Genomic DNA, 18,061 nt, shown 5'->3' with positions numbered 1-18,061 from the left:
CCGTGGATGCGTGCTCAAGCGCGGCTTGCCCGCTGAATGACTTGTGGCGGCTGACCGAAAGCGCGCACGAACGCGCGGCGCATCCGTTCCCGATCTCCGAAGCCGGTTTCTCTCGCGATGCTGTCGACGGTCCGGTAACCGCCTTCGATCAGCAGCCGGGCGGTTTCCAGCCGCAAGTTTTCGATGGCCTTTGCCGGAGACTGGCCGGTCTCCGTCTGGAACACTCGACGGAACTGCCGAGGACTCAAATTGGCGACCCGCGCCAGATCATCGACTGATAGCTCAGACTTCAGATTGTCCTTTGCGTAGATCAGCGCGGCCTGTATCCGGTCGGTCCTGGGTTGGATTTGCAGCATCACCGAAAACTGCGATTGGCCGCCTGCACGCCGATGATAGAGGACCAGTTGCTTGGCGACGCGGCGCGCGACGTCGTGCCCCAGGTCCTGCTCGACCAAGGCGAGCGCCAGGTCAACGCATGCGCTCATGCCGGCCGACGTCCAGACCTTTCCGTCGTTGATGAAAATGCGATCCTCTTCTACCTTCACCTTCGGAAAGAGACGCTGGAAAGCGCGTGCACTTTCCCAGTGGGTGGTTGCTCGCCGTCCATCGAGCAAGCCCGCTGCAGCAAGAATGTAGGCACCTGTGCAGATGGACCCGATGCGCCGGGTCGACGGTTCGGCTTCACGCAAATAGTTGACCAACGCAGGCGACGCCCGCACGTCGCGGTTATAGCCGGTGACGATGAGGGTGTCGAAGGGTCGCTTGACGAGCGGTTTCGTGTCGATCCCGAATCCGGCCGACGTCTGCACGAGCCCTCCATGCTCCGACAGCAGGCTGATTTCGTAAGCCCGCTTACCAACCGCATTGTTCGCGAGTTCGAAAGCCGAGCACATCGACAGCCCCAGGACCTGAAAGTCGGGATAAAGAATAAGGCCTACGTGGTGCATGACGCCTCCGACACACTTAACGCTTAGCTAACGGTTTCCTCATCCGCGACCGCTTCGAGCTTCGGCCGCGCATTGCGCTCCTCGACGTGAGAGCGTGGCGTGCGGTCGATCGAAAGGCTCAGGAGTTCGGGACGGCTATAGTGGCCGCGCGAATCCATTTGACGCTTGCGCTTGTCGATCTTCCACAGATCCAGATCCGCGATCACTTCACCTTCTCCTTCGGTCAGGGAGCCGAGTATCTCGCCTTCGGGATCGATGATCGCGGTGAAGCATCCGCCGGAGATCGGTTCGATCGGGCAACCCGTGTCGGCCATGATCTGTGCCTGCTGCTCCGGATAGAGCCATGCGGTCGAATTAACGACGAAGCAGGCCGATTCCAGCGCATGCATGCGAATGCTGACTTCCATCTGCCGCGTGAAGAGATCGCCGGCAAACGAGCCAGGATACATCGACGCGTGGATCTGCTCGCCATCGGCCATCAGCGCGTAGCGGGCCAGCGGGTTGTAGTGTTCCCAACAAGCGAGTTGGCCGATCCGGCCGACGGCGCTATCGACCGCCTTGAGACCGGAACCGTCACCCATGCCCCAGATCATGCGCTCGTGATAGGTCGGGGAAATTTTCCGGCGCCGCTGGATCAGCGTGCCGTCGGCATCGAAGAGCAACTGGGTGTTGTAGAGCGACCCGCCATCGCGCTCGTTGACGCCGATCGACACCACCATGTTGGCTTGCGCCGCGGCTTTGCCGATCGCATCGGTGGTCGCGGAGGGAACGGTCACGGCCTGCTCAAGGAGCTTGTAGTGTTCGGCACCCATCTGGAAGGGCGTCTGCACGAACGAGAAATACGGGTAATACGGCACCACCGTCTCCGGGAAGACGGCGAACTGCACACCCTTCTTGCCCAGTTCGAGAATTTTCTTCACGACCTTTTCGACGGTGCCTTCGCGGCTGTACAAGACGGGGGCAATCTGGACTGCGGCGGCTTTGATGACGGTCATGGTGGTGTTCCTCGGTAGTTTCGCGGATTCGATGAATACGAGATTACACACACCACTGGGTGACCGTAGGTCGAGGGTACACCTTTTTCGGTCATCTTCGCGGGCGACCGGTAGGGAATCGAAACTTGCAACATGAGTCCGCACTTCGCGATGATTCGCGATGCAACTAATTGACGTTCCGCGGCCGTGAAGCTGGTCCTATGTCGGCAAGCCGCACGCCGTGTTTGTCATTGCCACCGAGGCGTTCGCGCACCGGCGTGACAAGCTTAGTCGGCGACTACCCGACATCAGTAGCTCAGGCAGCCGACAACAACACATCGAAACGCTATAGCCTGACGAACCTCAAGGCGCAGACGCCCCTTGCTTCTCTCAACTGGCGGTTACTTCGGAACCGGCGATGTGTCGGCGCTGCCGGGTGGCACCAAGCTGCCGACGTCGGTGAATCACGAGTGGGTCGGTGCGATATGGCAGACGACGCCCGCTCTCGCCATCACCGGAGCGGTGTACCACGCGAACGCCAACGACGGTAACGGTAACGCGACGCTGTTCACGCTCGGCGGGACTTATTCGCTGTCGAAACGCACGCTGCTTTACACCGAACTCGGCTACGTGCGTAACAGTTCGACGTCGAACCTCGGTCTGAATGGCGGCCTGTATGGCCCGAACACGACGACCCCGCGAACGGCAGCGCATCCAGCTCCAATCCGAACTATGGCAAGAGCCAGTCGGTGTGGTCGCGGGCCTTGCAACAAGCTTCTAAAGAACCGCGCGCGGAGCCCGATTCGCTATCGGGCTCCGCAGCGTCTCAACCCGCTTCACAAACGCAATCTGCTTGCGATGTAATCCGGCACGTTCTCAGGCGTCACGACGACGACAGACGATGAAGACGACACCGCCGTCGCTGGCATCAGCTTGTGAAAGTGCATGACGTGCTGGCATGCGTAGCGCATGTCCTGTCGGAGATCGTGGTGCAAGATCGCTTGGACCTTGCCTTCTCTCAGAAGCCGAACGTTGTCCCTGTCAAGATCGTGGCCGATGAAGCACACGGGAGTCTGCTTTCGTGCTTCCAGTGCGCGGAGTATGGCGGTGTTGCCGCCGCCCATCGAATAGACGGCTGCAATGCTCGTTTCCGCGCTCACGACTTTGCGGACCCGCTCCTCGGTCGGGCCGTCGAGGCCGTGTCCTCCGCTGGCATCGATTAGCTTGAGCTGCGGATGCCGTGTCCGCAACGCACGCCGGAAGCTCATTTCGCGTTCCTCCTCGCCACGAAAATGTCCATCACTCATCGTGATCAAGACAGTATTCGGTTGAGGCCCGAGCCATTGCCCGACGAGATACGCGGCCGTGGCACCGGCCACGCGGTTGTCCAGTCCCGCATACGCAACGCGCCCTGATAGCGGAATATCGGTAAAGATCGTGACGACGGGTATTCCCTGACGCTGCAACTCACCGATGGCTTCCGCAATCTCCGGAACATCGCGTGCCTTCAGGAAGACGCCGTGGCTTCCTCGCCGGCCGATCGTATGCAATGTGTCGAGCACGTCCGATGTCGACATCGTCTCGCGCAACGTGAAACGCGGTCGAAAGGTCGCCGGTTGGAAAATGGGCAATTCGGCATCGAGTGCGCTCTTGATCTCGTCGGCGAAGCGGGCAGGTGCCTCGACGACGACGTCGACGAAGAGCTTCCGCCCGGTCGTTGCCAGGCGCAGTTCCTGTTTCTCGAGTTCCTTGATCGCTTGCTCGACTCGCAGGCGCGTGTGCTCGCGTACATGAGCACGATCGTTCAATACGCGATCGACGGTTGCCACGCCCAGACCCGCCTGAAGCGCAATTTCCTTGATCAGGAAGCGATGCGCCATCTCCACGCTCCTTTTGATAGTTTTTTGATGGCTTTTTCCCATGCCGATGCATCTCTTGGGCGCTATCCTACATCCGAAAATGGAGACGCAGATGACTCACGATCCGCAGAGCGGCGGCTGGTATCGCGAACTTGATTGCCGGTTGGACGATTTCGTGAAGGTTCTTGCCGAAGATGACGTCGGCACGACGCGATACGCGGCCGATGTTGTCGAGCGAATCCCGGTGTACCACTGTCCGGACCTCGCGGGCGTTCTGAGCGATGACGTGCAACGGTCCCGGTTGCAGGCCGAGTGGGTTCGGGTATTGAGCGAGGGCGCCGGCGTATTCATCCTTCGGCAAGCATTCGCCGATACCCGATGCGTCGACGACGCCACGCGGGTCTTCGAATCCATCATTCGAAGCGAGAAGGCGCAGGGCTCGAAAGGAGGCGACCATTTCGCAAAAGCCGGCGCGAACGACCGCATCTGGAATGCACAGGAAAAACTGTGCCTCGCAGCGCCTGAAGTGTTTGCAGAATACTTTTCGAATCAGGTCTTGATGGCGGCAGCCGAGGCATGGCTTGGGCCCTGCTATCAGATGACGTCGCAGGTGAACGTGGTTCGACCGGGCGGGGAAGCTCAGCAGCCTCATCGAGACTATCACCTTGGATTCCAGTCATCGGAAGGCGCTGAGCGTTACCCCGCGCACGTGCACGGGATGTCCGCGTTGCTGACGTTGCAAGGGGCCGTCGCGCACAGCGATATGCCTGTAGAGAGCGGTCCGACGAAGCTTCTGCCGTTTTCGCAACGGTATGCTGCGGGATACGCAGCGTGGCGAAAGGCGGACTTTCGCGACTATTTCGAACGCCACTATGTGCAGGCGCCGCTCGCCAAAGGCGACGCAATCTTCTTCAGCCCCGCGCTCCATCACGCGGCTGGCTCGAACGTCACGGCGGACATTCACCGCGTCGCGAACCTGCTCCAGATCTCCTCCGCATTCGGCCGGGCGATGGAGACGCTCGATCGCACGCGCATGTGCGAAGCGGTCTATCCCGTGCTGCGCGAGCGTCTGCGAAGCAAACGCATGCAGCCGACCGAGGTCGCCGCAGCCCTCGCAGCGTGTGCTGAAGGCTACCCGTTTCCGACCAATCTCGACCGCGATCCGCCGCTAGGCGGTCTGGCTCCGCAAAGCCAAAGCGAACTGATGCAACGCGCACTTCATGACGATTGCGATCTCAACGAACTGTCTCGTCGCTTGAGGGAGCACGCATGGAAACGGGCCACATAAATCAAAATCTTTGATGTGTTATTGATAGTTTTTAGAGTCAAAAAGATAAAACCCGTGGGCTACCATGAGACCGGCATCGTGACCACGATGAGCGAACTTAGGTTGAGCAATCACGAGGTAGCAGAAGGGTATGGACCAGTTCAAGGAACTCTAGTTGCACGTCGAGGTTGCCCAGTCCGGCAGCATCAGCAGGGCCGCGGAAGCAGTGGATCTCTCGATTTCAGCCGCGAGCCGTTACCTGATCTTGCCCGAGGCGCGGCTCGGCGTTCCGCTCGTACGCAGGACCACGCGCAATCACTACCTGACCCAGGCCGGCGCCGAGTTTCATCGGCGATGCAAGTCGATATTGGCCGATCTTGGAGAAGCCGAAGCGATCATCAAGGAAGCCGTCGTGCGGGCGAGCGGTGTGCTTCGCGTTACTGCGTCGCTATCGTTTTGCATGCTGCATATCGCCCCGATGCTTCCAGACTTCACTGCACGCTATCCGGATAGCACGGCGGACGTCATCGCGGCCAACCGTTACTACGACATCATCGAAAACGGCGTCGACATCGCGATCCGGACGAAGGTATTCGAAGCAGACAGCAACATCACGATCAGAAGACTCGCAGCGACACGTCGAATCCTGGCTGCGTCGCCGAGCTATATCGAGAAGCCAATGGATCGCCGTGCTTTCCGGCGGAGTTGGCGAGGCACAAACTGCTCAACTACGACCTCGCCGACAATCCCCGCGAATTGACGTTTCAACGCAATGGGGACACCGTCGCCGTCAAGATCAAGGCGCTGCTCGAATTGAACGATGCCCAGATCCTGCGAGTGGCCGCGCTCGATGGCATGGGCATCCTCGTTCAACCGAAATACATCGTCCACGATGACTTGAAGGCCGGCCGCCTCATTCCAGTACTCGATGACCGGGACCTCCCGCGGCTCACGATGAACATCGCGTTCCAGACACGAGCCCACTTGCCAGTGAAGGTGCGCCTCTTAATCGACGCGCCCATCGAGCGATTCCAGCTCAACGAATACGAACGGCACTGGACCGCTTGAACCGCATGCATGCGGTTCGATAGTGCTCAGGGCGTTTCTTCAGCGCGCCTGGGAAGGCGATCGCCCGCGTGCGTGAACTCAAAGCCCGCTCTTGTCAAAAAGAGCGGGCCATTCTTCAAGCAGAAACGTTCGTGCAGGTTTCGCGTTGCGACAACGCGCTCTCAGGCGTCGCTTCGCCGCCACGTTGATCCATCAGCAAGTCGATCAACGCGGTTCCTCTGCGTCCCGTGGTGACGTAACTTTCTCCGTCCGCAAGACCCGCTTCGCGTCCGACAGAAAACTCCGTAGCGGAATCGATTTGATCGACGATTCGGTCGATGTCATGCGCCTCGATGAACGGGAAAATGCAACTCGCCGCAAACCGCGTAGCGGCGCTCGAAACCTCAGATTTATCGACCCGCCACGCGGCGCAGATCGTGGCGCTGAATCCGTGCATATAACCGATCAGTTTGGTCGGGAAGCTCGCGGGAAGCGTTCGATGATCGAACTTCGAAAACCCGGTAGTGTCGTCGGTCAGTGTCGCCACGATCGCGGCTATTTTGCGTGCAGTGACCACTTCCTGCGATTCGCCCGACGTCGCGTTGACCTGCATTAAACGCTCGAACATTGACTTCGATCTCCTGTAAGCGATGAGTTTCGCCGATGTGTCGTTTAAACAAGACTCCGAAGTGTTATGGGCACCCAATATCCTTCCGGAAGCGGTTCACATTGTTACCCACATTCCTTCAGATTGCAAAATACTGTTGCGTTGCCGCACTAACGCGAAAGGGGCAGAACGAGCCGGTGTTTTTAAGGCAAATTGGCGACGGCCGGCAATTGCGGTTAACCTCGAGCGCCGCGACAAATCTCCCTGATACTCGACGCGAAATAGGCCTGTTTCCCACCGGTGTTTGACGGATTGACCGGCCTCTTCGAGTCGATAATGGATGAAAGGGTGCCTGGCGTTCGTCCACCGGGCCCGGCCTTCCAACAAACTTGACGGTAAACCAATGAACGAACCGGTCGCATCCCGCCTCTTGGCGCAAAAAGCGCGCATCCTGATCGTCGACGACGATGTCACGACCATCCGCCTCATCGGTCAACTGCTCGTCGATTTCCCCGATCAACGGTTCGCGACGACCGGCGAAGGCGCGCTGGCGCTCGCGCGCGAGTGCAAGCCCGACGTAATCCTGCTCGACGCGAATCTTCCCAGCATGACCGGCTTCGACGTATGCGAGGTGCTGAAGAACGACCCCGAACTCAAGGACGTTCCCGTGATTTTCGTAACGAGCCACGATGCTCCCGCGCTGGAACTCGACGCGCTCAGAATGGGCGCCGCCGACTACCTGACCAAACCGTTCGTCGCCTCGCAATTGCAAGCGCGGGTGCATGCGCAGCTGCGCAAGCGCCAACGCTCGCAGGGAGCAAAGGCGACGGATGCCGCATCGCCTGCGCATGTGCTGGCGCTGGTCGCTGGTGACGCCGCCGAGCGGGAATTGCTGCAAACACTGGCCGACATCGGCGAGTTGCAATTCGCGCGCGAAAGTGAAGCCGCATTGAATCTCGCTTTTAATCATCGTTTCGACCTGATCCTGCTCGACGTGGATACGCATGGCACGGACGTGCTGAAAGCGTTGTCGCGTGCTCAGCGCGACGTTCCGGTGATCGTTCTCGGCCAAGCGTTCGACGCCGAGATCGAGCGCCGCGCCTTCGACCTCGGTGCATCCGATGTCATCTTCCGGCCGTTCGATGCGGTGGTTTTCCGTGAGCGCGTCAAGAACGCACTCGCGATCCAACGCAAGACCGAGGAAGAGGCGGCGACGCTCTTCGTAAGCGCTGCGCAAACCGATCGCTCTTAAAGCCTGAACCGATCTGAAGCTCAAAAGAAGCGAGGCAATGAAAGTTGCCTCGCTTTTTGGCGTCTACGCGCCGACAGCGACATTCACCCGAGCGCGCCCGGCTAGTTTGGCGGCATACAGCGCGTCATCCGCGGCGCGCAACAGGCCGGCGGGCGAGAGATCGCGAGCCGGTGCGACCGATGCCACGCCAAGCGAAATCGTCACCCACGGCTCGACCGCGGACGCCACATGTTCGATCGCCAGCGCGCGCACGGCCGCCAGCATGCGCTCGGCGATATTGACCGCGCCGGGCAAGGCCGTCTTAGGCAAGAGGCACGCGAATTCTTCGCCGCCATATCGCGCGACGGTGTCGTAGGGGCGTCGCAACGTCTCCGAGAGCGCCCGCGCGACGGCCTTCAGGCAACCGTCTCCCGCCTGATGCCCGTAACGGTCGTTATAGCGCTTGAAGTAATCCACATCGACGATCACAAGCGACAGCGGCGCATTCTCGCGAATACAATGCCGCCAGTCGGCCTGGAAGTCTTCGTCGAACTTGCGGCGGTTCGCGACGCCCGTCAGGCCGTCGAGCAGCGCGCTCGCACGCAGCAGATCGCCTTGCAGCTTGAGCGTCAGATGAGTGCGCACGCGGGCGCGCGTGACGACCGGATTGATCGGCTTGACGATGAAATCGACGGCGCCGAGTTCGAGACCCTTGACCTCGTCGTCTTCCTGATCCTGCGACGTGATGAAGATCACGGGCACGCCGCTCGTGGTCGGGTCCGCTTTCAGGCGCCGGCAGACCTCGTGTCCGTCGAGGTCATCCATGACCACGTCGAGCAGGATCAAATCGGGCATCTCGGTTTGACACACCTGAATCGCCTGCGCGCCGCTCGTCGCCATGAACACGTCACAGCTTTCGCGAAACAACTCGAACAGCACGCGGATGATCACGGGCTGGTCATCGGCGATCAGCAGTTTGGGACGCCGGTTTGCGTGAAGCTGCCAGCTATGCAGAAAATCGTCCATCTCAAACGTGCTCCAGCAAGTTGCGCGCCATCGCGGAGGCTCGCGAAAAGTCGAGTGCCCTGACGCGGGCGAGGAAAGAGTCGAACCCCGGCCGCTGCTCCGACGGCGTTTGCGACGACAGCGCTTCCGAAAGCGAAATCGCCTGCAGGTTGGACGATTCCAGCAGATGAAGTATTTCTTGCATTCGCGTTTGCCACTCGCCAGGTTCGATCGAATCGATCGGCTGAGCGGGGACACGCGTCGGCTCTTCAGTGAAACGAGCGGCGAGCTCGCGAGCGCTTTCTTCGAGAAGCTGCCGCAGATAGGCGAGGTTTTCGGCGACGCTTGCGATGGCGCCGCCATCCAGCAGTTCTCTCTCGAGCCCGCTCGATAGCTTCCAAAGACCGCGCGCGCCCACGGTTCCCGAAGCGCCCTTGATCGCGTGAAGGATCGATGCGCTGCCCGGCGCATCCTCGGCTTCGACGCGGTCGGCGAGCTGCGTCAGTTGCTGCTCGCCCTGCGCGAGAAAGCCCGACAACGCGCTTCGAATCAGTTCGACGTTACCGCCGAAGCGCGCGATGATCGAATCGCGCGGCTCGATGAGCGCATGGTCCGATACCGTGTTCGATGCAACCGGTTCGGCGCGTTCTTGCGACGAAGCGGCGTGCGCGACCAGCACGGCGACGAGCCGTTCGACGTCGATCGGTTTGCCCACGTGATCATTCATGCCAGCATCGAGGCACGCTTGCCGGTCGGTATCCGATGCGTTTGCGGTCATCGCGATCACGGGCAGCTTCGCGAATCGATCATCCTCGCGGATGAGCCGCGTGGCTTCGAGACCATCGAGATCCGGCATCTGAATGTCCATGAGGACGGCATCGAAAGTGGAGCCCGAGTCCAGAACCATGGCGACACCGGCTTGCCCGCTTTCCGCGATGCGGACCGACGCGCCTTCCGCGACCAGCAAGCCCTCGGCGACCTGGCGGTTCAGCGCGTTGTCCTCGACGACGAGCAGGTTCAGTCCGCTGAGACGGTTCGAGCGCCGAGTCGCGGCGACCGGCTGCGCGGGCCGCTGCACGTTCTCGCCGGCCAGTGCATCGAGCACGGCGGCCTTGATCTGCTTCGGCGTGACCGGCTTGGTCAGAAATCCGGCGAACGGCGCCGCTTGATGGTCCTGCGTTTCGGCGAGGACCTCACGGCCATAGGCGGTGATCATCATCACGACCGGAGGCGAGCCGTCGCAATGCTGCGTGTTGATGAGCTTAGCTGCATTCAGTCCGTCGAGATCCGGCATGCGCCAGTCCATCAGCACCATGTCGTAGCGATTTCCCTTGCGTGAATAGTCGGCGATCCGCTCGACGGCATCGATACCGCTGTAGTCGATATCGGCTTCCCAGCCGAGCGCGGTGATCGTGCGCCACAGGACTTGCGCGGCGATGCGATTGTCATCGACGATCAGGAGGCGCACCGGACGCTCGACCTCGGCCGCAGCATGATGCGGGACGGCCTGATGCTCGACTTCGGTCCCGAGTTCGACGTCGAACCAGAAGCGGCTGCCTTCGCCGAGCCGGCTCTCGACCTTCAATTCGCTGCCCATCAACTCGATCAGGCGCTTGCAGATCACGAGCCCGAGTCCCGATCCGCCGAAGCGGCGCGACGTCGAGGCTTCGGCCTGAGTAAAGCCATCGAAGATGCGGCTCAGTTGCTCGTCGCTGATGCCGATGCCGCTGTCGCTCACCGAAATGCGCACGGTCACCGCGCGGTCCAGCGCTTCAAGCCGCTTCACGCTGACGACAACCTGACCGTGCGAAGTGAACTTGAGCGCGTTGCCCGCGAGGTTGATCAGCACCTGTTGCAGACGAAGGCTGTCGCCGGTGGTGATGGCAGGCAGGCGCGGATCGAGGTCGAACAGCAATTCGACGTCTTTCGTTCCCTGATTGCCGGCGAGCACGACACCGAGGTCCTGCATCACCGTTTCGAATTCGAACGGATGCGGTTCGAGGTGCAACTTGCCTGCTTCGATCTTCGAGTAATCGAGGATGTCGTTGAGCAGGCTGAGCAGCGATTTCGCCGCCGTTTCCGCGTTCGTGACGTAGTCGCGCTGACGGCGGTTCAGACTCGTCATCTGCGCGAGATGCAGCATGCCGAGCACCGCGTTCATCGGCGTGCGAATCTCGTGGCTCATGTTGGCGAGAAACGTGGATTTCGCCGCGCTCGCCGTGTCAGCGCGTTCCTTGGCCGTGCGCAGGTGCAGTTCCAGATCGTGCTGGTCGGTCACGTCGTGACTCACGCCGGTTACCGTGACGACGTTGCCGTTGACATCGCGATGCGTGCGGATCGCGTTCTGCACGTAGCGGATACGATCGCCCGGAAGCGCAATCCGGAACGGCGGCAGGTATTCCGCTTCGCCTTCGAGCGCAGCCTGCAGGCGCGCTGCGACCGTATCGCGATCGTCGGCGTGAACGCGTCCCGTCCAGTCGTCGACGTGGAGCGGGCGTCCCAGTTCGGACACCGCAAGCTCATAGATCTGGAACATGCGCGCGTTCCATTGCAGCGCGCCCGTCGTTACGTCCAAAGACCAGATGCCGAGCTCCGCCAGATCGGCGGCCAGCAGCAACTGGTCGCGCGCATCGGCGAGTTCGCGGCGCTCCTGCTTCTGCTGCGAAATATCGGTGATGACGCAGACGAACTGCCGGTCGCCGTCGACGTCCATCGACCCGGTCGATACATGTGCGGGGAACGAACTGCCGTCCACGCGTCGGCCAAGGACCTCGCAACTCGCGGTCGCCTTGATGGATGCGCCCATGAACTGCCGGATGTACTCGTTATAGGTATCGATCGAGCCTGTTGAAACCAGAGCGCGGATATTTCGGCCGACGATGCCTTGCGCCGTCGTCCCGAACACGCTTTCCGCGGCCCGGTTGAACGAGCGGATCGCGCCCTTGCCGTCGACGGTGATGACCGGATTGACCGCCGTGTCGAGAATTGCGCGCGTCGTTTCCAGGCTGGCGGCCAGCTCCTGTTCGATCTTGGTCCGCGCGGTGACCTGCCGCACGAGGCGAACACCGAAGATCGCGAGGACCAGCACCAGCAAACTCGTGCCGATGGCGTGCCAGAGCGTGTCGTGCCACCAGGAGGCAAGGATTTCGTCGCGGGACAGCGCGGCGGAAACGAAGAGCGGATAGTCTTCGAGGCTACGGAAGCTGTTGAGGCGCGTGACGCCATCCTGTGACGACTTCGAGATGAACGAGCCCGAGGTTCCCATCGATTGATGGCTGCGGAAGAGCACCGTATCCGTGACGTTCTTGCCGATGAAGCGCTCCTCGAACGGGCGGCGCACGACCATGATGCCGCCATCGGTCACGAAGGCGGTCGCGCCGGCTTCGCCGACATCGAGGCTGTCGTAGAACCGCGAGAAGAAATCGATGTCGAGGGTTGCGAGCGCGACACCCGCGAATTCGCCGCCCGGTCCGTCGAGCCGGCGCGACACGGGAAGCACCCATTTTCCGGTTGATCGGCTGCGCACCGGCAGGCCGATGTGCACGCTTTTGTCCGTATGCGTGCGATGAAAGATGAAGTACTCGCGATCCGAGTTGTTGAGCTTCGGATTCAGTTCCGCTTGCGAGTTGACGATCCAGTCACCGTCGCTGTCGTAGATGAAGAGGCCGTTGAGCTGCGGCAGCTCCTTGACGCGCGAGACCATCGAACGATGGAGCCGGTCGAGCGCGGCCGGGCTCGTGCCATCCTGCTCGACCCTCTCCACGATGCCGATCAGCGTCGTATCCGCTTCCTTGATCGTGTCGTTCGCGTGCTGTGCCATCGCGCGCGCGAGATTCGCGGTCGCGGACGTCATTTCGGCCAGTTGCACGCGGCGCGACGCCAGGCTGCGCCAGGCGTCCATCGCGAACAGCACGAGACAGACGAAGACGATGAACGCGCCTATGCGGAAGGTAAGAGACTGGCGAATCGACAAGTACACATCTCCTGCGGTTGGTTCTGGCGCCGTCGGCTCACTGCGGCTCGACGTTCGACTTTCGATCGACGTAATTCTTTCCGAATCCCCGTCGAGGCGCTTTTGCGCACTCGTGAAGGATAACGATCGTTGCGTCCAGCCGATCTGCCGAACAGGAGGGCATATTCCTTTCAGCTTGACCGTTCGACCCGCCGGCCGGAGCGCGAAATCGGCGATTCAATACGTAATTGTCGCGATGATCGTGTCGACGTAGGTGCCGGCGCTCGGCGTCGTCTGGGGCAGGACGCGCGCGTAGACAGTGAACGACTGGCTCGTGCCAGTGCCTTCGCCCGTCGCGGTACTCGTGCCGTTGGTGCCGTCGCCCCACGCGATCGTGCCGGCCGCGTTCCGATACAACTGGTAGCGCACTTGCTCGTTGCCGCCGGATTTGGTCATGCGCCGGTCCGCGACCGTCGCCCCGCTGCCGGTACCGGGTGACAACGCGATCGAATACACGTCGTCGTTCGTGCAGGCCACGGTGAGCGTTCCGGTGGCCGTGAGCGTCGTGCTCAGCACGCCCGCCGTCCCGAAGTTGATATTGGTCGCGGAGATCGTGCAGTCGTTGATCACCGCCGCGCTGACGGTGAAGGGCAGCGCGAGCGCAGGCGTGGACATGGTGGCGCACGACGGCGCGGCAATGACGTATTGCTGATAATCCAGTTCCGCCTGCGCGGTGCCTGCAAAAGACGATGTGTACGTGCCGGCGACGAGGTCCGGCTGCGATGCGGGCACGCGGCCGTACACGGTCAGCGTCGCGCTCCCTGAAGCAGTGCCGCCGCTGGACGTCAGCGGGATATTGACCGCGACCGGGCTGTAGCTCGTCGTGCGGCGCGACCCCCATACGATGCCACCGGCCGAATCCGCGTACAGGTTGTACTGAAGCTGCGACGAGCCGTTCAGCGCGATCCGCGGCGCGTAGGTCGTGCCGCCGCTGCCGACGCCGAGGTTCACGCAGGCGCGCACCGGCAGCGCGAGCGGAAAGCCGGTGCAACGGATGGTGATCGTCGAGGAGGCGCCGGTCGTCGTGCCCGCCACCGGGCTGATCGACCCGAAATTCAGGTTCGACGCGCTGCCCGTGCAGCTTTGCGCGTGCCCGCTGATGGGGCAGAGCACGGCGAGCACGATGAAAAGCACGAACATGCACCGTTTCATCGGGCCTCCGGTTTGCAGGTCAAGGGCCCGATCGTCGGCAGCGTGTTGCGCTTGGCGGCGAACGGCACGACGATTTCGCAGGATGTGTCCGGCAGCGTCGCCTGAAGCGTGTTGGCGTCGCGCAAGTCGTCGACGAATGCGAGGCCGTCGTAGCCGACCACGTAGCGCTTGCCCGTTCCCTGATGCGCGAGCACGGTGCCCGGCGGCAGCGGCTTGCCGGCAGTATCGACCAGCAGCAGTTGTGCACCCGAGAAGCCGTGCAGGGGAAAGCGCGCGAGCACGCCGGCGCGGGATTGCGGCGCGAGGTTGAGCTGCGTCGTGGCGACGGTGGTATCGGCGGGCAGGCCGAGCGGATCGATCGCCAGATGGTTCGGCTCGTAGGCGATGAGATCAGGCACCAGCAGGTGACCCGCGCCGTTCGTCTCGCCGATCACGCGGTTCTCGTGCAGCACCGGCACGTTCGGCACGCCATCGGTCGAGATCAGCGCGAACGCGTCGTCGATGCGGCGTCCGGCCAGCACATCGCCGGCCATCACCACAAAGGAGCCCGACGCGTCCAGCTCGCCGTACACGCGCGACTGGACGTTGGCGACGGTCGCGAGCAGGTCGCCGTACTTGCCGCGATAGCCACCCTGCGCGAGCGACTGCTGCACGTCGTTCTGCCGCGACGTCTGGACCTGCCAGCCGAAGCCGCCGCCGTAATCGGCGGTTTTCGTGACGGCGGCGCCGAAGAGCGGCTTGCCGTGATCGGAACCGACATCGACGCTCGCGTTGATCTCGCCGCCGAGCGGGAAGCTCAGCGCGACGAATAAACCGGTGTTCTTGGTATCGCCGAAGTCGTGATAGACGCTCGCCGACAGGGACATGCTGCGCGGCAACGTCACGGTGTAGGCGAGCGAGCCGATCTTCGAGTTGCCGTAGTACGGATCGTTCAGGCCGACCCAGCTCGCGCTCGCGGTGCTCGACAAATCGAAGACGCGGAACGGCGCGGCCACCGTCGCGCGATAGGTCGCTCGCGGCACGGGCGTGCCCTCGGCGGAGGCGAGGTCGCTGTAGTGGGGCGACGCCTTCTGCGCCTGAAGATCGACTGACACTTCCGGCAAGCGCCACTGCCAGCCGGCCGCCACTTGCACGCCGCTGCCGCCGGGAGTCGGGGTGGCGCCGGTCGGGTTGCCGTTGTTGACGATGCCTGTGTTCACACCGATCGGCACGAAGCCGCCGCCGACAAACCCGCTCCCGTAGTAATTGGGCGGCGGCGCGTTGTTCCCGCCGTTGCCCGCGCTGCCCGCGACGGAGAAGTTGAAAACGCCCGCGCGCCCGACTTCGACCAGTACGCCCATGCCGCCGTTATAGACGCCGCGGGTCGCCTCGCCGTGGGCTTCGAGCGTCAGATGATCGGTGAGACCCCGGCGTAGTGATGCCGACAGCGACGGCTCGCCCGCGTAGTCGAAGGAATTCAGCGCGTAGTTGCGCCTCACGAACCCCGCTTCGACCGAGAAGTCGGTCAGGCCCGGCGACAGCAGGCGCGAATCGATGTAGAGCGACACCGTCGTCATCACGCTGCGGCCGAGCACGTCGCGCGTGACGATCACGGCCTCACCCGCGCCGTTGATCGTCGGCACGGCATTGATGACGAAGGGCCCGGACGGCGTCGCACCGCTGAACTGGCGCACGTTGTTCACGTAGAGGTCGACGGCGCTTGGCACAGCCGCCGAACCGGCGAGCGTCGGCACCGGATAGGTGATCAGGTCGGGCCGCAGCCCGAAGTCGCGCGAGACTTGCGCGCCGCCCATGCGCACCGGCCGCGTCCAGGCGAGCGATGAGGAGATCGTGTCGCCGACACGCGTCGTCACCATCGAATCGGGATCGGAATGGCTCCACGAGGTGTCGAGCCGCACGTAGCGATGCTGGTTTGTGTACCAGTAGGCGGTGCCGGTGTTGTCGAGAATGCCGCCCGGATAGAAGAAGCGTTGCTCGCTGTAGAGGCCGTACTGCGTCGGCGAGTTGGTTTGCACGCTCGCCTCGTAGTTGAAGACGAGGCCCGTGCCGCTTGCCGACACAGGCGGGCGCGGCGACGCATTGCGCAGCGCCGCCGGCACGCGTCGCTCGTCGGTCACCTGCAGGTCGATACGCTGACGCTCCGGACGAAACGTGTAGCGCAATCCCGGGATCAGGCCGAGCGCCACGCGGCCGTTGGCATCGGCGCTCAGGTCGTCGGTGCGGATGCCGAGGACGCGCAACTCGCCCGGCGTCGTGTAGATCATCTGGTCGGTCGCGAAAAATTGCGCGATTTGCTGCGTCGACGCGCCGTTGATCGTGACTTCGAGATACAGCTCGCCGCGAGCAGGCGCAGTGGCGGGGATCGGCGCGGAAGGCGGGATCGCGAGCGACGGCGGCGTCACTTGCGCGAGCAACTGCGCGTCCAGCACGGCGTGCTGTTCAACCTCTTGCGCATGCGCCGCTCCGGCCGCCAGTGCGCAGACGGTCCAGGTCCAGCACAGCGCGCCAGGGGAGGAGGGACGCGGCGAGCGCCTCCGCACGGGTCAACGCGCGGGTACAGCCGACACCGCTGCCCCGCTAGCCGGCTCGACGGCGATCCGGGTCGTGAACGCCTCGCCGTTGACGACGGCATGCAAGGTCGCCGACGCCGCGCCCGCAGGCGCACCCGCGATCGGCCAGCGTCGCGTGGCGTGTGGCAGGGCGTAGCCGAGGAGGCCTGAGGAGACTTGCGTCGATTGACCATTCGGCCATTCAAGCCGGACCTGGCTGAGTTGGGCGTGGCCCGTCGCGTGGTTCGCGGCGCGCAGCATCAGCGCTGCGCCCGATGCAGCCGAAGCGGGCGGCGCAGCGTGCTCCAGCGCGAAATCGACGACCGGCGGCTTGCCCTCGGGCGCGCCGACGAACACCGGCACGGAATAACGCAACTGGACGCGCACGCCCGTGGTCTGCGCGGTCTGGTCGTTCGGAATTTCGTCGATCAGCAGGCGATATGTCTCTTCCTCGCTTACCGGCGTATTGCCGACGCGCAGAATGCGCACCGTCTGATCGGCACCGGGCGCGATCTGCACGATCGGCGGACTGGCGACCACCCGGTCGCTGCGTTCGAGGCGGTCTTCGTCGAGCGCCTGGGTCCAGCCGAACACGCGGACCTGCGCGTTGATCGGCGTCGTGCCGTCGTTGTGCAAGGTCAGCGCGGCCGCAGGGCGATCGGCGGAGAGATCGAGACGAATCGGGGAGACCTGCAGGGCGGCGGCATCGGCGAATTGCGTAGGCACGAACGCGATCAGCCCCGCGCCGAGCAAGACAGCGGCGCGAGGAAAAAGCCAGCCGGCGAGCCGTCGAGCGGCCCGTTGGAACTGCGCACGCCGCATCAGAACGTGACGGTCGCGGTGACAGTCGACGAGTAGGTGCCGGCGGCGGGGGTGTTCTGCGGCGCGACGCGGCCGTAGACCGTCAGGGTCTGCGCAGCGCCCGTGCCCGTGCCCGATTGGGTATCGGTGCCGACCGTCTGGCCCCAGATGAGCGAGCGCGCCGCATCACGGTAGAGCTGATAGGCGACTGTCGGCGCCGGCGTGCCCGTGCCGCCGAGGAGCCGGTTGGCCACCGTCGAACCGCCTACCGAGCCAGCGTCGAGCCCGACGTTGTAGGGCGCGCCATTGGTGCAGGTGACCGAGAGCGTGGTCGTTTGATCGATGTTCGTCGCGATGACGCCGGAATTACCGAAATTCAACGTGTTCGCGGCAATCTGGCAGTCGTTTTGCAGCGTCAGCGTGACGCTGAACGTGGTGGTGCGGGTAGCGGCCAATGCGCCGAACGGCAACAACGGCGCGGCTGCCAGGGCGAACGACAACAACGAAACGGGAATGGAACGACGACGCATCTCTCAACCTCACTCGTGGACCCTTTGCGCTGAAGTCGCGCGTTTTTTGGGCAGGCGAGCGAAATTATGTCGATTCCTCG

Annotated in this window: 14 protein-coding genes and 1 pseudogene; 5 read left to right on the top strand and 10 right to left on the bottom strand. The window is 62.9% G+C overall.

The annotated features are described in order from the left end of the window. Nucleotides 1-14: 14 nt before the first annotated feature. Nucleotides 15-947: a GlxA family transcriptional regulator gene (locus tag AWB67_RS06890; protein WP_087655488.1), complete on the bottom strand. Its 933-nt coding sequence runs from the start codon at nt 945-947 to the stop codon at nt 15-17. Between the two features lie 23 nt (nt 948-970). After that, complete coding sequence (locus tag AWB67_RS06885) at nt 971-1,942, bottom strand: nitrilase-related carbon-nitrogen hydrolase (RefSeq protein WP_087655487.1); 972 nt, start codon at nt 1,940-1,942, stop codon at nt 971-973. Nucleotides 1,943-2,311: 369 nt separating this feature from the next. On the opposite strand from AWB67_RS06885, the pseudogene AWB67_RS06880 reads away from it, so the two are divergent. Beyond that, nucleotides 2,312-2,702: pseudogene (locus AWB67_RS06880) on the top strand (porin); the annotation flags it as partial. 55 nt (nt 2,703-2,757) lie between these two features. Here AWB67_RS06880 and AWB67_RS06875 read toward each other — a convergent pair. Continuing rightward, nucleotides 2,758-3,801, bottom strand: coding sequence for a LacI family DNA-binding transcriptional regulator (locus AWB67_RS06875; protein ID WP_087655486.1), 1,044 nt, complete (start codon nt 3,799-3,801; stop codon nt 2,758-2,760). 91 nt (nt 3,802-3,892) lie between these two features. On the opposite strand from AWB67_RS06875, the gene AWB67_RS06870 reads away from it, so the two are divergent. The 3 genes from AWB67_RS06870 to AWB67_RS43155 all read left to right on the top strand — a co-directional run bounded on the left by AWB67_RS06870 (nt 3,893) and on the right by AWB67_RS43155 (nt 6,115). Beyond that, nucleotides 3,893-5,068: a phytanoyl-CoA dioxygenase family protein gene (locus AWB67_RS06870; RefSeq protein WP_087655485.1), complete on the top strand. Its 1,176-nt coding sequence runs from the start codon at nt 3,893-3,895 to the stop codon at nt 5,066-5,068. Between the two features lie 154 nt (nt 5,069-5,222). After that, a complete protein-coding gene (locus AWB67_RS06865) occupies nt 5,223-5,807 on the top strand; it encodes a LysR family transcriptional regulator (protein WP_327365437.1) in 585 nt (194 codons plus the stop codon). Next, a complete protein-coding gene (locus tag AWB67_RS43155; RefSeq protein WP_327365435.1) occupies nt 5,753-6,115 on the top strand; it encodes a LysR substrate-binding domain-containing protein in 363 nt (120 codons plus the stop codon). Before AWB67_RS06865 ends, AWB67_RS43155 begins: the two co-directional genes overlap by 55 nt. A gap of 115 nt (nt 6,116-6,230) precedes the next feature. On the opposite strand, the gene AWB67_RS06860 is transcribed toward AWB67_RS43155, so the two are convergent. Then, a complete protein-coding gene (locus tag AWB67_RS06860) occupies nt 6,231-6,722 on the bottom strand; it encodes a hypothetical protein (protein ID WP_087655484.1) in 492 nt (163 codons plus the stop codon). A 382-nt stretch (nt 6,723-7,104) separates the two neighbouring features. Here AWB67_RS06860 and AWB67_RS41760 point away from each other — a divergent pair, with 382 nt between their 5' ends. After that, complete coding sequence (locus AWB67_RS41760) at nt 7,105-7,953, top strand: response regulator (protein WP_087655483.1); 849 nt, start codon at nt 7,105-7,107, stop codon at nt 7,951-7,953. Between the two features lie 63 nt (nt 7,954-8,016). Here the strand turns inward: AWB67_RS41760 and AWB67_RS06850 are convergent, their stop codons facing one another. The 6 genes from AWB67_RS06850 to AWB67_RS06825 form a co-directional block, all read right to left on the bottom strand. Beyond that, nucleotides 8,017-8,958: a diguanylate cyclase gene (locus AWB67_RS06850; protein WP_087655482.1), complete on the bottom strand. Its 942-nt coding sequence runs from the start codon at nt 8,956-8,958 to the stop codon at nt 8,017-8,019. Nucleotide 8,959: 1 nt separating this feature from the next. Beyond that, entirely contained in the window at nt 8,960-12,910 is a 3,951-nt protein-coding gene (locus AWB67_RS06845) for a response regulator (RefSeq protein WP_235025061.1), read from the bottom strand. Between the two features lie 216 nt (nt 12,911-13,126). Then, a complete protein-coding gene (locus tag AWB67_RS06840) occupies nt 13,127-14,101 on the bottom strand; it encodes a Csu type fimbrial protein (protein WP_087655481.1) in 975 nt (324 codons plus the stop codon). Then, nucleotides 14,098-16,641: a fimbria/pilus outer membrane usher protein gene (locus tag AWB67_RS06835; RefSeq protein ID WP_235025060.1), complete on the bottom strand. Its 2,544-nt coding sequence runs from the start codon at nt 16,639-16,641 to the stop codon at nt 14,098-14,100. The genes AWB67_RS06840 and AWB67_RS06835 overlap by 4 nt, the downstream gene beginning before the upstream one ends. Nucleotides 16,642-16,644: 3 nt before the next feature. Beyond that, a complete protein-coding gene (locus tag AWB67_RS06830) occupies nt 16,645-17,376 on the bottom strand; it encodes a fimbrial biogenesis chaperone (RefSeq protein WP_235025059.1) in 732 nt (243 codons plus the stop codon). Nucleotides 17,377-17,471: 95 nt separating this feature from the next. After that, nucleotides 17,472-17,981, bottom strand: coding sequence for a Csu type fimbrial protein (locus AWB67_RS06825; protein ID WP_087655479.1), 510 nt, complete (start codon nt 17,979-17,981; stop codon nt 17,472-17,474). Nucleotides 17,982-18,061 lie beyond the last annotated feature (80 nt).

It is taken from the genome of Caballeronia terrestris (assembly GCF_001544515.1).
Lineage (GTDB): Bacteria > Pseudomonadota > Gammaproteobacteria > Burkholderiales > Burkholderiaceae > Caballeronia > Caballeronia terrestris.
This window is presented reverse-complemented; position numbering and strand designations above follow the sequence as displayed.